This is a genomic window from Janthinobacterium sp. SUN026 (genome assembly GCF_030397625.1).
Classification (GTDB): domain Bacteria; phylum Pseudomonadota; class Gammaproteobacteria; order Burkholderiales; family Burkholderiaceae_D; genus Janthinobacterium; species Janthinobacterium kumbetense.
In genome coordinates, this window is sequence record NZ_JAPQNU010000001.1 from 1,695,934 (window position 1) to 1,709,947 (window position 14,014).

The 14,014-nt window shown below is 63.4% G+C and carries 11 protein-coding genes and 4 tRNA genes; 8 read left to right on the forward strand and 7 right to left on the reverse strand.

Going from position 1 to position 14,014, the window contains the following annotated elements; all coding sequences use genetic code 11:
• Positions 1-41 precede the first annotated feature (41 nt).
• Complete coding sequence (locus OX459_RS07725) at positions 42-641, forward strand: hypothetical protein (protein ID WP_289904459.1); 600 nt, start codon at positions 42-44, stop codon at positions 639-641.
• 27 nt (positions 642-668) lie between these two features.
• Here OX459_RS07725 and OX459_RS07730 read toward each other — a convergent pair whose 3' ends face one another.
• Positions 669-1,382 (reverse strand): ATP-binding protein, encoded by a 714-nt coding sequence (locus tag OX459_RS07730; protein ID WP_289904460.1) that lies wholly within the window; start codon positions 1,380-1,382, stop codon positions 669-671.
• A gap of 310 nt (positions 1,383-1,692) precedes the next feature.
• Here OX459_RS07730 and OX459_RS07735 point away from each other — a divergent pair, with 310 nt between their 5' ends.
• Positions 1,693-2,088 (forward strand): hypothetical protein, encoded by a 396-nt coding sequence (locus OX459_RS07735; protein WP_077406391.1) that lies wholly within the window; start codon positions 1,693-1,695, stop codon positions 2,086-2,088.
• An 83-nt stretch (positions 2,089-2,171) separates the two neighbouring features.
• On the opposite strand, the gene OX459_RS07740 is transcribed toward OX459_RS07735, so the two are convergent.
• On the reverse strand, positions 2,172-3,155 hold the full coding sequence (locus OX459_RS07740) for a diguanylate cyclase (protein WP_099667358.1): 984 nt from the start codon (positions 3,153-3,155) through the stop codon (positions 2,172-2,174).
• A gap of 306 nt (positions 3,156-3,461) precedes the next feature.
• Positions 3,462-5,951, reverse strand: a complete 2,490-nt coding sequence (locus OX459_RS07745; protein ID WP_289904461.1) for an ATP-binding protein — start codon at positions 5,949-5,951, stop codon at positions 3,462-3,464.
• A gap of 427 nt (positions 5,952-6,378) precedes the next feature.
• Between OX459_RS07745 and OX459_RS07750 the strand changes: the two genes are divergently transcribed.
• The 3 genes from OX459_RS07750 to OX459_RS07760 all read left to right on the forward strand — a co-directional run bounded on the left by OX459_RS07750 (position 6,379) and on the right by OX459_RS07760 (position 6,769).
• Positions 6,379-6,455 (forward strand) — tRNA-Arg (locus tag OX459_RS07750).
• Between the two features lie 82 nt (positions 6,456-6,537).
• Positions 6,538-6,614: transfer RNA gene (locus OX459_RS07755), tRNA-Arg, on the forward strand.
• Positions 6,615-6,692: 78 nt separating this feature from the next.
• Positions 6,693-6,769 (forward strand) — tRNA-Arg (locus OX459_RS07760).
• 113 nt (positions 6,770-6,882) lie between these two features.
• On the opposite strand, the gene OX459_RS07765 is transcribed toward OX459_RS07760, so the two are convergent.
• Positions 6,883-9,051 carry a hypothetical protein gene (locus OX459_RS07765; protein WP_289904462.1) on the reverse strand — a complete coding sequence of 723 codons (2,169 nt, stop codon included), beginning with the start codon at positions 9,049-9,051 and terminating at the stop codon, positions 6,883-6,885.
• Between the two features lie 270 nt (positions 9,052-9,321).
• Here OX459_RS07765 and OX459_RS07770 point away from each other — a divergent pair.
• Positions 9,322-9,398: transfer RNA gene (locus tag OX459_RS07770), tRNA-Arg, on the forward strand.
• A gap of 55 nt (positions 9,399-9,453) precedes the next feature.
• Here OX459_RS07770 and OX459_RS07775 read toward each other — a convergent pair.
• The gene (locus tag OX459_RS07775; protein WP_289904463.1) at positions 9,454-10,329 is read right to left on the reverse strand and encodes an AraC family transcriptional regulator; all 876 of its coding nucleotides are present in this window, start codon (positions 10,327-10,329) and stop codon (positions 9,454-9,456) included.
• Positions 10,330-10,443: 114 nt separating this feature from the next.
• Between OX459_RS07775 and OX459_RS07780 the strand changes: the two genes are divergently transcribed.
• Positions 10,444-11,400 (forward strand): phytanoyl-CoA dioxygenase family protein, encoded by a 957-nt coding sequence (locus OX459_RS07780; RefSeq protein ID WP_289904464.1) that lies wholly within the window; start codon positions 10,444-10,446, stop codon positions 11,398-11,400.
• A gap of 94 nt (positions 11,401-11,494) precedes the next feature.
• Entirely contained in the window at positions 11,495-12,640 is a 1,146-nt protein-coding gene (locus OX459_RS07785; protein ID WP_289897354.1) for an alpha-hydroxy acid oxidase, read from the forward strand.
• Here OX459_RS07785 and OX459_RS07790 read toward each other — a convergent pair.
• Together OX459_RS07790 and OX459_RS07795 are read right to left on the reverse strand one after the other, a co-directional pair.
• Positions 12,637-13,143, reverse strand: a complete 507-nt coding sequence (locus OX459_RS07790; protein ID WP_289904466.1) for an ATP-binding protein — start codon at positions 13,141-13,143, stop codon at positions 12,637-12,639. The genes OX459_RS07785 and OX459_RS07790 overlap by 4 nt on opposite strands.
• Positions 13,144-13,335: 192 nt before the next feature.
• Positions 13,336-13,992, reverse strand: coding sequence for a hypothetical protein (locus OX459_RS07795; protein ID WP_289904467.1), 657 nt, complete (start codon positions 13,990-13,992; stop codon positions 13,336-13,338).
• Between the last annotated feature and the right edge of the window lie 22 nt (positions 13,993-14,014).

Sequence of the window (14,014 nt, forward strand, 5' to 3'; positions counted from 1 at the left end):
GAAAGATGCCGACCGTCACCACCATCACGCCAAGGATAATCATGCACGATACTTCCACGCAGCCGCGCGGCGCCGCCAGGCCGGGCCAGTTCGACGACCGCTACATCAGCCTGAAAAGCCTGGGCCTGGACCCGGAGCAGCTCGATTTTTACCAGCTGCTGCTGGCCTGCAGGGCGAAGGGGGACGCCGGGGAAAGCCTGCGGCAGGTCGTGCGTTTCCGCACGGATGGCTATGGCAAGTCCCGCTTCATCAGCGGCCTGGACGCGTTGCCGGCGCCGCTGGCCACGTTTCCCCTGTGGCGGGCCGAGCTTGACGGCTGGCCCGGCGAACTGGCGCGCGAGGACTTGCTGGCGCGGGCCAGTGCAGCGCTGGAGCAGCCGGCCGGCGTCTTTCTCGCCTCGGCCGGCTGGCGCACGGCATTGCCCGACATTTGGCAAACCCTGCTGGCGCTGGGATGGCGGCAGGCGGGTTCCCCGGCCGATGCCGCCCTGGCGGCCCAATTGACGGATGTGTTGCGTGTTGGACATTTCTTGCAGGTGCTGGAAGGCGATCGCGCCAGCCTGGCCGGGCATGGCGCGCGCCGCGATGTGCTGGGGGCGCAACTGCTGTTGCCGGAAGAGGGCATGCCGCTGCCCCGTTGAGGCGGGCAGGGCGCCCGCTGCGGGAAATTATTCTTTTGGCGTAATGCGCGGCAAGACGACGGTCAGGGCCGTGCCGCCTTGCGGATTGGCCGTCAGGCTCAGGGTGCCGCCCAGGTAATGCACGCGCTCGCGCACGGAGCGCAGGCCGTGCTTGCTCATTTCGACGGGTTCGTTGGCCGGCAAGCCGCTGCCGTTATCCTTGACCGTCATCATCAGCGCCTCGTCATTGTCGTCGATGATGATGTCTACCTGCGTGGCGTGGGCGTGGGTGGCGATGTTGCCGAGCGCTTCTTCCAGGGTGCGCAGCAGGGCCACGCCCACGTTGCGCGGGCAAATCAATTCATCTTCGGGCAGGCTGCAGCGCACGGTGATCTTGTGCTGTTCGGCAAATTGCGCGGCCAGCTCGCCGAGCGCGACATTTACGCCGAGAAACTCGAGCTTGTCGTTCCACAGCTTCATCTGCATCTGACGGTTGGTCTCGATCACATTCAGCAGCAATTGCTTCATCGTTGCCGCGCGGTCGAGCAAGGCGGCTTCCTGCGGCATCTTTTGCGTCAGCAGCGACAGGTGCATGGTGAGCGCCGTCAGCGAGGAGCCGAGGCTGTCGTGCAACTGGCGCGACAGGGCGCGCCGTTCATTGTCCCAGCTGGTGTTGACATGGCCGAGCAATTCGCTGAGGTCGGCGGCGCGCTCCGCATCGGCCTGGGCCGCTTCCTTGTTCGGATCTGTTTGTGCGGACATAGCGCCCCGTGAATGGTGAAAGGTGAGGACCAAATTCAAGTTGTGGATCATACATGAGGATTTCATCGCGGGGCGCATGGATGAAAAATTTCTGTCTTTTCGGCAATTTTAATCTCCTTCCATCATTTTTATGTGATAGACAATATTATCGTTTGCGCCAGCGGGCACCGTTCCCGTCGTTACGTACGGCTGCGCACATACCGGGGCGCGGCACGCTGCCATAGTGGGGCTGTCATTACCCCATGCGGCCTGGCGCCAGTGCGGCGCGGGGCGCAGCACTGGCCCGCTTACCGAAACGAAAGGACATGCCATGAATATCGATACCATCGTCGACAAGGAATACCTCGACAAAAGCTTCCGCGACATCGTCAATGCGCCCATCAGCGCCCTGCGCGGCGTCAGCGCAAAAGACGCCAAGGCCTTGCAGCAGGCGTTTGGCGTGACCACCGTGCGCGAATTGTCCAACCTCAACTTCGTCAAATGGGCCAGCGCGCTGGCCATCCTCGCCGATGAAGAGGGCATGAGCGGCGAAGAGCGGGCCAAGGAAGAATTGCTCGACGACGCCGTGGAAATGACCTTCCCCGCCAGCGACCCGATCTCCGTCGATGCGGGCATCACGCGCATCGAAGTGTCGCCCGACACCGTCAATGCGCAAACGGACCACCAGCATGCGGGCCAGCATGAAGTGACGGCTGGCAAGAAATAAAGCCTGCAGGACATGAAAAAACCGGCTGGCCGCGAGGCTCGCCGGTTTTTTTACGCGCCTTTACGCGCCGCGCCGCGTCGCGGTCAGGCGATCGACGGGATGCTGCTTTTCTGCATGTTGACCTGCGCCGCGATCACTTCGTGCGGCGTGCAGCAAAAGCGGTTCTTGCCGGCGCGCTTGGCTTCATACAGGGCCGTGTCCGCCGCGCCGAGCAGGGATTCGACGGTGCTGGCGTCGTCCGGGTAGATGGCGATGCCGATGCTGGTCGACAGGCGCAGGGTCAGGTCGTTGATGAAATACGGCTCGGAAATGACTTCGATCAGCTTGGCGGCCGGTTCGCGCGCGTCGCCCTTGCCGGCCAGGTTGCCCAGCACGATGACGAATTCATCGCCGCCGATGCGCGCCACCGTGTCTTCCTTGCGCGACGCGCCCACCAGGCGGGCCGCCACCATTTTCAGTATCTCGTCGCCATAGCCGTGGCCGTAACTGTCGTTGATGGCCTTGAAGCCGTCCAGGTCCAGGTACAGGATGGCCGACTTGCCGCGGTTGCGGGCCGATTGCTGCAGCGTATGCTCGATGCGGTCTTCCAGCAGGCGCCGGTTCGGCAAGCCCGTCAGCGGATCGTGCAGCGCCAGTTCCTGCTGCTGCTTGCTGTATTGCGCCAGTTCCTTGTACAGCAGGCGCACTTCCAGCATGTTGTGGATGCGCTTGTGCACTTCCATCAGGTCGAAGGGCTTGCTGATGAAGTCGCGCGCGCCCGCTTCCAGGGCGGCGATCTTGAAACTCGGTTGCGCCGTCAGGGCCAGCACGGGCAGGTAGCCGCCATGTTCGATTTCTTTCAAGCCTTTCATGACCTGGAAACCATTGAGTTCCGGCATTTGCAGGTCGAGCAAGATCAGGTCGTAGCAATGCTCCCGGTGCAGGGGGCAAACCTGGGCCGGACGCATGGTGGCCGTGACGTTGGTATAGCCGGCATCGCGCAGGATTTCCAGCATCAGGTCGACATTGTCGGGTGAATCGTCGACGACCAAAATTTTGGCTTTCAAAATCTCATCTTGGCTGGGCATGTAAGGTCTCGGTTATACGGTCTATGCAACGCTGGCTTCTACCGCAGATGATGGGCTGACGGCGGTGGAAAAGATAGTAGCGCCTTGCAACAAGATAGGGCGCACAACTGCGCATGAACTCGCTTCTGCCGTTCTCCCCGGCCAAGGTCGCCGCTTCCAGCCTGCCGTGCAGGTGTGCTTCTGCATTTCAGTGTAGCAAACTTCAGCTTAGTTGCTTGTAGGACAGTGCCGCGTCTGAAAGTAGGAAGGCTGACCCATGAAAATAGTCATTTTGTACTGCACTATTTATTTCTTTGCATCATCTTTTTAAGATGGTGTTTTGCGCTCCCGTCCCTGGCGCGCAGCGGCCAGCTGCGCCACGGCCGCCACCAGTCCGGCCGGGTCGAGCGGCTTCGAGATCCAGGCCTGGAAGCCGCTGTCGAGCGCCCGCTGGCGATCTTGCGGCTGTGCAAACGCCGTCAGCGCCAGCGCGGGCAGCCGGGCCAACTCCGGGGCGGCGTGCGCGCGCACTTGCGCCAGCAAGTCGAAACCGTCGGCCTCGGGCATGCCGATGTCGCTGACCAGCACATCCGGGCGCACCTGCTCCAGCAGTTGCAGCGCTTGCGCCACGCCGCCGGCGCCGTGCACTTCGGCATTGTTGTCGCGCAAGATGCGTTCCGTCAGTTCGCGCGCGTCGGCGTCGTCATCGACCAGCAGCACCTTGACGCCGCGCAAGTCATCGTTGGAGGGTAGGGCGCTGCCCGCCTGGCGCGCGGCGGCCGGCGTGCCCAGCGGCAGGCGCACGGTAAAGCTGGCGCCCTGCATGTCACCGGCGCTGCTGACGGTGACCGTGCCGCCATGCTGCTCCACCAGGTGCTTGACGATCGCCAATCCCAGCCCCAGGCCGCCGTGCCGGCGCGTGGTGGAGGCATCGGCCTGGCGGAAGCGGTCGAACACGTGCGGCAGGAAATCCTTCTTGATGCCGACGCCGTTGTCGGCCACCGTGATGGACAGGCGCGACGCCTCGCGGCGCACGCCGATGTCGACCCGCCCCCCTTGCGGCGTGAACTTCAGCGCATTCGACAGCAGGTTCCAGATCACTTGCTGGATACGGCTGGGGTCGCCCGTGATGGTGCCCGCATCGCTGGCGATGTTGCAGTGGATGGCGATGTGCTTGGCGTCGGCCGCCGGGCGCAGGGTTTCGATGGCCGAGGCGATGATGCTGGCGGGCGCCAGGGTTTGCAGGTCGAGCAATACCTTGTCGGAGGTGATGCGGCTCATGTCGAGCAAGTCCTCGATCAGCTGCGCCTGCGCGCGCGCATTGCGTTCGATGCTTTGCAGGCCGCGGTGCAGGTCGGCCTGGTCGCGCGTGCCGCGCCGCAGCACCTGGGCCCAGCCGAGGATGGCCGACAGGGGCGTGCGCAGTTCATGCGACAGGGTGGCGAGAAAATCGTCTTTCAGCTGGTTCGTGCGCTCGGCCTCGGCGCGCGCCTCGCGTTCGCTGTCGAGCAGTACCTTGCGCTCTTCGGCCGCGCGCGTGGCGGCCGCGTACAGGCGCGTATTGTCGAGCGCGACGGCGGCCTGGGCCGCGATGGCCGAGACGATGCGTTCGCTGCGCGCGCTGAACATGCCCGCCTGCGGATGGCCGAGCAGCAAGCGCCCCAGCAACAGGCCCGAGCGCGAGCTGACGGGCAGGCTCAGGCAGCTGCGCAGCGGCGGCGCGCCATCGGCGCTGGCATCGGGCGCGGCCAGCAAGTCGTTCTGGCGCATGGCCGGCCCCTGGCGCAGTTCGGTGGCGATGGCCTCGGCCTGGCGCAGGCTGATGCCGTTGACGGCGCGCGCCGAGGGCAGGGGCGCGGCGCTGTCGGGGATCTCGCCCGCATCGTCATAGTAGAAGGCGCCGAAGCGCGCGCCGCTGATGCGCGTGGCCGCATCGACGGTTTCCTGCAGCAGGGCGGGCAAGTCGAGGGTGCCGGCCAGGGCCGCCCCTGTATTGTTGAGCAATTCGAGCACGCGCGTTTCATCGCGCAAGGCTTCCTGCGCGCGCTTGACCTGGTCGACGTCGGTGCTCGTGCCAAACCAGCGCAGCAGCTGGCCGCCCTGGTCGCGCACGGGATTGGCGCGCGTCAGGAACCAGCGGTACTGGCCGTCGGCGCCGCGGATGGGAAATTCCATTTCGAAGGGCGTGCCGTCGCGCAAGGCAGCCTTCCACGCGTGCAGCATGGGTGGCAAATGCTGCGCGTGATAGGCGATGCTCCAGCCGTCGCCCGCCATCTGTTCGGCGCTGGTGCCCGTGTAGTCGTGCCAGCGCTGGTTGTACCAGGCAATGGTGCCGTCGAAGCTGGCGATCCAGGCCAGTTGCGGGATGGAATTGGCCAGCGCGCGCAAGTCTTCCTCGCTGTGGCGCAAGCTTTCCTCGGCCGCCTTGCGCTGGCTGATGTCCTGGATGTACGTGGTCAAGCCATCGCTGGAAGGGAAGATGCGCACTTCCAGCCAGCGCCCCAGCGGCCGGTACAGCAGTTCAAAGCTGCTGCTGTGCTGCTGCGCCATGGCGCGCCGGTATTGCACTTCCAGTTCCGTCCCCTGCAGGGCGGGGCAGGCTTGCCACAGGCTGCTGCCCGCCAGGCTGGCGCCGGGCGGATGCTGCGGTGCGAGCATGTCGGCGCCGCGCGTGTTGATATAGCGGATGGTCCAGTCGCGGTCGAGCAGGCAAAAGCCATCGGTGATGCTTTCCATTAAGTTTGCCAGGCGCTCGCCGGAGAGGCTCAGCGGCGCTGATGGGGGCAGCAGATCTTGCGTGCGGTCAGGCTTGGCCATCGGAAATCCTGCAACAGTGAGTCTGCCGCACGGGCTCTTGCCCCGCCGGGCCGCCGCCGCTAAGCTCAGTTAAATGGGTCATGATGGTCAATGCCCGCGCCATGAATGAGGGGAGGCACAAGCGCCCCTGTCTGGCTGGTATTGTAGCCCCAAGCGGCGCAGCGCCACCGCACGCTTGCGCGTTGCCTGCAGATAGCACTGGACAGGCTGGAAAGCAGTCCCTATAATCCCGCTTCTTTCGAGACAGCAACTTCTCGATTCGCTGGAGGCTCCTGTGAAAGCAGAAGTGTCCATCGATAAAAAGGCGTCAGCTTTTTAGCAGTGAAAAGGTAGTCGATCATGCGGGGCGGTATTCTGCAAAATCAGCTAAGCGATTGAAAAATCGAACTTTTCAAAGCGAAATGAATACGCTATAATGTTTGCCTGCGCGGCTGTAGCTCAGCTGGATAGAGTACTTGGCTACGAACCAAGGGGTCGTGGGTTCAATTCCTGCCAGCCGCACCAGAATACTGAAAATCAGACTTTGCCTGGTTTTGTTGTAACAAGTTTCACCTCCATGTCGTTAGTGGAATGTTGTAGAAGTTTTGCGGCTGTAGCTCAGCTGGATAGAGTACTTGGCTACGAACCAAGGGGTCGTGGGTTCAATTCCTGCCAGCCGCACCAGTATTGCCAGCATCGGGTTTTTCCCGTGTTGATGAAAGTTTCAAGCTTCGCGCCGTCCGGCGAAGTGTGTCAGAGTTTGCGGCTGTAGCTCAGCTGGATAGAGTACTTGGCTACGAACCAAGGGGTCGTGGGTTCAATTCCTGCCAGCCGCACCAGTATCAGCAGTAAAGAAAAACCCGGAAAGTTCGCTTTCCGGGTTTTTTTTCGTCCGGCGCAACTGCAGCGGGCCGCCGACGGCGCGGCCTGCCGCAGTTGCGCCAATATCCCATCAATTCGGATACGGCTGGCCCGAGGACGCCTGGTTGCCCAGGACGATGGTGGTCACCCACAGCCCGCCATTCGTCACCGGGCCGGTGAACTTGAACAGCGAGCCGCCCGACTGCGCCGGGTCCGCCACATTCGACGCCAGGCTATTCAATCCCGAGGTCGTGAAGGTGCACGCGGTTTCTTGCCCAACAGCATTTTGTTCCGCGTTCAGCACGGGCGTGGCGCCATTGAACAGGTACAGGCCGCAATTGTCCATTTTCGATCCGTAGGTGGCGGACTGCGTGTAATTGAAGGTCACCGCGCCATCGAGCAGGGTGGCGGCCGGGATGGACGACAGTTTCGCCGGCGTGATGCTGGTGATCGTGGCGAACAGGCTGGCCTGGTTTGCCCGGGCAAACGCTTTCGACAGCGGCACGGCATTAATCTGGAAGGGGAAGGCGCTGACGGGGCCGTTCGCTGTCTTCAGGGTCCAGACATACACCTTGCCAGGCGCCACTTTCGTCTCGTCGATGCAGGCTGTGCCGGCGCCCAGGCCCGGCGTGCCGGCGGGCAAGCTGGCCAGGTCCTGGCAGCTCTGGATCGCTTCCGCGTTATTGTAGAAGGCGCTGGCAGCGCCATTGCTGTCGGCAATCCGCATGTGGGTGTAGCCCGTGGCTGGCAGGATCAGCTGCAATTTGCTGCCGGCCGTGCCCGGTATCTGGAAGTCGCCGAATGTCGTCAGGCCCGGTCCCCGCACGTCGATCTTGTTGATGGCCGGATTGTCCTGCAGTACGGTGTCGAGCTCGACGTGCGCAGCCCATTCGCGCGCAAAGGTGGCCGCGCCCGCACTGTCGAGGCTGCGCTGGATGCGCGCATTCATGTGCATGTCCAGGTGGCCGCTGCCGGCCAGTTTCCAGCCGCCGGCACAGGCGCTGGTATCGCTCGTCTTGACCAGCTTCCAGTTGAGCATGCCTGCATCTGTTCCTATGCGCAACTGTACCCAAGCGCTGCTCGGCTTGCCTGCGGTGAAGCCGATGGCCGTCGCCCCGGCGCCCAGGCGGTTGTTGATGAAGTCGGCGACGCGCGATGTCGAGGTGCTGCTCGACGACGTCAGCGTAGCGATTTCATCCGTGCTCAACGGTTGCATGTTGACGCTGGCCAAGCCCAGCGCTTCGATGGTCAGCCCGGCATGGGCGGCCTGGTCCGTGCTGGTCAGGGCCGACACGATTTCCGCCTGGCCCACACCCGTCCCTATATTGAAGGCGCTGTCGATGAACGGCGACACGGCCGCCGTCGACGGCGCGACGAAGCCCGTCTTCGGATACAGGGCGCTGAGCGAAGCCATGCAGGCGCGGATTTCCGGCAAGACGCTGGCCGCGGCGTTTGCCTTGAGCAAGTCGGCATCCGATGGCGGCGTCGCTGCGGGGATGGTGGCGGCGCCGCCGGCGGCTGCAGGCAAGGTCACGCTGCCCAGCGTGCTGTTGGTGGCAATCAGGGTGACCGTTGCCATCGCGCCTTGCGCTTCCGCGGGTGCGACGAGGATCTGGTCCAGCACGGCATCCATGCCCGTGCCGTTGGCAGCAAAGGCGCCCGTCAGCGGATTGGTGTTGCTGGCGTTAATCGGTTTGATCATGGCGACGACTGCGGCGATGGCCGCGTCGAGCCGTTGCTGGGTCGCGGCACTGGCCAGCGCCGCGGTGCAGGCGGCCGGGACGGCATTGGCGACGGGCGCGCAAACGCTTGCCAGGGCGGCGCCGCCGGGCTGGCCCGACGCCGTGGAAACGATCAGGTCGGTCAGCGGCGTGATATTGACGGTTTGTCCCGCTGCCGTGGCGATGGAATTCATGGTCACTTGCTTGCCGCCGGCCGTGCCGGTGATGCTGAGGAGAAAGGGCGCCGTCATGCCGCCCACGTCGAGCGTGTATGCCCCGCCGGCGCCGGTACTGACGGCCACGGATACTTTGCCCTTGCTATCGATGGCAATCACGCTGCCCGCGACGGGCGCGCCGACGGCGGCGGTGCCGCTGAGCGTCGTGGCTGGCGGCGGTACAACGGGCACGACGGGAGGGATGGGCGCAACGGGTGCGACCGGGTCGGCGGGGCTGCTGCTGCCGCCGCCGCACGCGGCCAGCATGAGGGCGGCGGCGCAGGCGGCAGCCAGAGGCAATAATTTGTGCAAGTTCTTCTTCATGGTATCCCCTTAGTATTTTTATTAAAATTACTGCTAGTAAACATTCTCAAAGTTTTCCATGAATTGCAATTTATTTTTCTTGGATGCATTAATAATGAGCAACAAGTAACAAAGCTGTCGGTTTCGCGCCGCAGTCTGAAAAGAAATGTGATGAAATGAGCAAGACTGCGGCGTGCGTGTGCCGCCGCAAGACAGGAGTGGCCGCCAATTGTGAAATATCGCCGCCACGCCTTTGCCATTCTGCAAAGCCCTGCTATAATCTTGTCTTAGGCGGCTGTAGCTCAGCTGGATAGAGTACTTGGCTACGAACCAAGGGGTCGTGGGTTCAATTCCTGCCAGCCGCACCAGAATATTGGGGGTCAGATTGTAAAATCTGATCCCCTTTTTCGTTTCCGAATGGATTTACGCAGCGCCCGTGGCGCCGCGCCGGTATTGCTGGCGAAACGCGCGCGGCGTCACCTGCCTGGCGGCGCGGAACTGGCGGTTGAAATGCGCGAGGTTGCGGTAGCCCGCCTCTTGCGCGATGACGGCGATGGCCAGATTGCTTTCGATCAGCTGTTGGCAAGCGCGGCCGATGCGCAGCCGCGCCAGGTACTCGCCGGGCGTGCAATGCGCGTGGCGCTTGAAACAGCGGTGGAAGGCGCCCAGCGACAGGGCCGCCCGCTGCGCCAGCGTTTCCAGTGCAATCTCTTCCCGGAAATGCGCGTGCATGAAGTCAAACACGATTGCCATGCGCTTTTGCTGCCCATCGGCATGCACCGGCGCCAGCGCTTCCGAGGCCAGCGGCTGCGCACCGCCATCGCCAGCCAGGTCCAGCAGCACGTCGAGCAGCAGCGGCAGGCGCTGCGGCACGGGCAGCGCATTCAATTGCAGCAGTTTCTCTGCGCTGCGCGCGCTCGTTGCCGGCGAAAAATGCAGGGCAGGGCCGGCGCGGCGCGCCAGTTGCCGCACGCCGTGCAACTCCGGAAAACAGGCCGCCAGCTGTTCCACCCATTCCAGCGAAAACCACACGACGACGGCCAGCATCGGCTGCGTGCTGTCGATGCGCTCGCTGGCCGACCAGGTGTGCGGCAAATTCGGCCCCAGCAGCACCAGGTCGCCCGGTTCGAAGTCGCCCAGGTGGTCGCCGATATAGCGTTGCCCCCGCGCATTGACCGTCAGGGTCAGCTCGAATTGCGGGTGGTAATGCCAGAGGAAGGGAATCGCATCGAGTTCGCGCCACAGCAAGCCCCAGGAGTGGCCCGTCGGAATCGTGACTTGTTCAAATAAAGGCGTCATCGTGACGTTTTAAGGAGGACGATGGTCAGGATAGTATCAGTTTTGGTTGCTGCGCACGCATTTTACGCGGCACTGCCGGAGCACAATCTGTCCACACCAACACAGGAGACAGCGATGCAAAACCGATATCAATACGGCGAAGACCGTCCCGGCAATCCATCCGTGGCTTACACGGAACAAACCCAGTTGCGCGACATACAAAAACAGCTGCCCCTGCGCGTGCTGTCCGACAGCGATTTCCTGCACTGGCAAACCTACGGTTACGTCATCGTCAAGGATGCCGTGACGCCGGAACAGGTGCGCCGCACGACCGATTTCCTGTGGGAATTCCAGGGACTGGACCAGCACAACCCCTCCACCTGGAACCGGGACCAGCTGCGCGACCACGCGATGAAAGAGCTCAACGGTTCCGGCATGGTCGAGGCCTATCACAACCAGACCCTGTGGGATAACCGCCAGACCCAGCGCGTGTATGACGCCTTTGTCGACATCTGGGACCGTCAGGATTTGTGGGTGACCATCGACCGCGCCAACCTGAACACGCCGAACAATGGCAAGCGCAAGTTCGGCGGCTTCATCCACTGGGATGCCGACACCACGCTCGACCCGCTGCCCGTCAACGTGCAGGGCGTGCTGGCCCTGTCCGATACTTCGCCCGACAGCGGCGGCTTTCAATGCTATCCGGAATTGTTCAACAACTTGCTGGCGTGGCGCAAGACCGTGCCGGAAGACCGCAACCCGTGGCAGCCTGACCTGGCGACGGTGCCGTACCCGATGGAATTCATCGCCATGAAGAAAGGGGAGTTGTTGATCTTCAACAGCCTGCTGGCGCATGGCATCCGCCCGAACACATCGACGGACCAGGTGCGCCTGGCGCAATACATTTCCTTCACGCCAGCGCAGGAAGACAATCAAGCCTTGCGCGACTGGAGAGTGCAAAGCTGGCGCGAGCGCAGCGCGCCGCAAGGCTATGCGTTTCCTGGCGACCCCGAGGAAAAGGAACAGCTGCGCTATCCGCAGGCGCAGCTGACTGCGCTGGGCGAGAAGATCCTCGGCGCGCGCGACTGGTAAGTGTGGCGCCAGGTCCGGTGGCATTGCCTGCCGGATAGACAATTGCAGGCAAATGCACGATCATGGTTCGACTTGCCATCGACCGAGGAAACGCATGAGTATCATCACCTGCATCGAAGACTTGCGCGTGCTGGCCCAGAAACGGGTGCCGCGCATGTTTTACGACTACGCCGATTCCGGCTCCTGGACGGAATCGACGTACCGCGCCAACAACAGCGATTTCGCGAAGATCAAATTCCGCCAGCGCGTGGCCGTCAACCTGGAAAACCGCAGCCTGGCTTCGACCATGGTGGGCCAGCACGTAGCGATGCCGGTGGCCCTGTCGCCCACGGGCTTGACGGGCATGCAGCATGCGGATGGCGAAATCCTCGCGGCCCAGGCGGCCGAGCGCTTCGGCGTGCCGTTCACCCTGTCGACCATGAGCATCTGCTCGATCGAGGACGTGGCGGCGAACACGACGAAACCGTTCTGGTTCCAGCTATACGTGATGAAAGACCGCGAATTCATCAACCGCCTGATCGACCGCGCCAAGGCCGCCAAGTGCGGCGCGCTGGTATTGACGCTGGACTTGCAGGTGCTGGGCCAGCGCCACAAGGACTTGCGCAACGGCTTGTCGGCGCCGCCGAAACTGACCATCCCCAACATCCTCAACATGGCTACCAAGCCGCGCTGGGTGGCGGGCATGCTGGGCACGAAACGGCGCGGCTTCGGCAACATCGTCGGCCACGCCACGTCCGTGTCGGATATGTCGTCCCTGTCGGCCTGGACGCAGCAGCAGTTCGACCTGAGCCTGTCGTGGGCGGACGTGGAATGGATCAAGCAGCGCTGGGGCGGAAAACTCATCATCAAGGGCATCATGGACCCGGAAGATGCGCGCCTGGCCGTGGAAAGCGGCGCCGACGCGCTGATCGTCTCGAACCACGGCGGACGCCAGCTCGACGGCGCGCAATCGTCGATCGAAGCCTTGCCCGCCATCGTCGACGCCGTCGGCAGCCAGATCGAAGTGCACATGGACGGCGGCATCCGCTCGGGCCAGGACGTGATCAAGGCCGTGGCGCTGGGCGCGAAAGGCGTGTACATCGGCCGCCCGTTCCTGTACGGCCTGGGCGCCATGGGCGGGCCGGGTGTCACCAAGTGCCTGGACATCATCCGCAACGAACTGGACTTGACGATGGCGTTCTGCGGCTTGCGCGACCTGCAGCAGGTGGACAAGAAAATCCTGCTGCCGGGAACGTTTTAAGCGGCAATCCGCACGATTTCAAAACCTTCCGATGCCTGGGGCGGCACGAAGTGGCGCGTGATGTCATCAAATTGCGCGTCGCTGGTGGAAAACGGGTGCAGCCCGCTGGCATTGCGCTGGCGCAAGCGCGCCTTGCATTCCTCATCCGTCACGTCGAGGTAATGCAGCACGTGCGGCGTGCCCGCCTGCTGGAACAGGTCGCGCATCCAGGCGCGGCTGGCCGGCGTATTCGCGGGAAAATCGAGGACGACGGACACGCCCGCCTGCAGCATCTGCAGGGCCAAAGGGGCGATGGCCGCGCGCAGCCGCGCAGCGCAAGCCGCGTAGTCGGCCAGGCTGGCGATCTGGCCCGGATACAGTTGCGCCAGCAAGCTGTCTTCGCTGATGCGCACGGTGTGCGGCGCCGCCGCAAGGCGGGTGGTCAGGGTGGATTTGCCCGAGGCAATCTTGCCGCACACGAGGTGCAGGGTGGGGGAAGCGGTGGTGCTGGAGGTAGGGGACATGGTCGCTCGCTAGAAAGAAATAATGCCTGCGAGACGTCTTGCTCTATTGCTGCAAATCAAAGCCGCCTCCCGGGCGGCTTTGGCAATCTCAGTCCTGCCAAGCCACCATCGGTCGAATGGCGGCAATAATCGATGGCAGGGGCGGGAATGGCGATTGCATGACTGAACGATGCCATGGAATGGCGGGCGCTGTCAATTGTCCAGGCGCGTCCACGGCTCGCGGAACGCGGCCGCATCGAGCGGCTGCGCATGTGGGTCGTCGTGCTGGAACAGGCCGCCGATCAGCATATCCTGGATGGCGCCCGTGAAACCGCCGTATGGCGAGGCGCTACCCCACTGGCGTTGCGTGTGGGCGAAGACGACGGCGTCTTGCTGCGCCGCCAGCTGCGTCAAGGCGTGCCGCAAGGCGGCGGCCGCTTCCGGACCCATGTCCGTGGCGATGGCGCACACCAGGCGCTGGCCAAATTGCAAGGGTTTGTCTGCCAGTCCCAGCAGCGACTCATTGGCCAGGGCGAGGAACACATCGGGCGCCTGGTCGTCCTTTTCGCAAATGGTCCAGGTGGGCGCCCACGCTTCCAGGCTCATGAAGCGGGCGTCGCGTGTTTCCGGCGTATGCGTCCACTTCGCGTGCGACTTGTCGTCCCAGCCCAGGCGGCCAAAGGAAATCGGCTTGCCTTTGGGATTGTATTGATGGCTGCGCACGCCGGGCTTGCCCCTCGCGCTTGCCTGCGCCATGAGCCCATCGAGGCCGGCGGCGAACGGCGTCCATTGCGCCGCATCCCACAGCGGCGCCGCAGCGGGCGCGGCCAGCAGCAGGAATACCTCGTAATCACGTGAAAAAAACGCCATGCAGCTTCCTCGGCAAATGGAT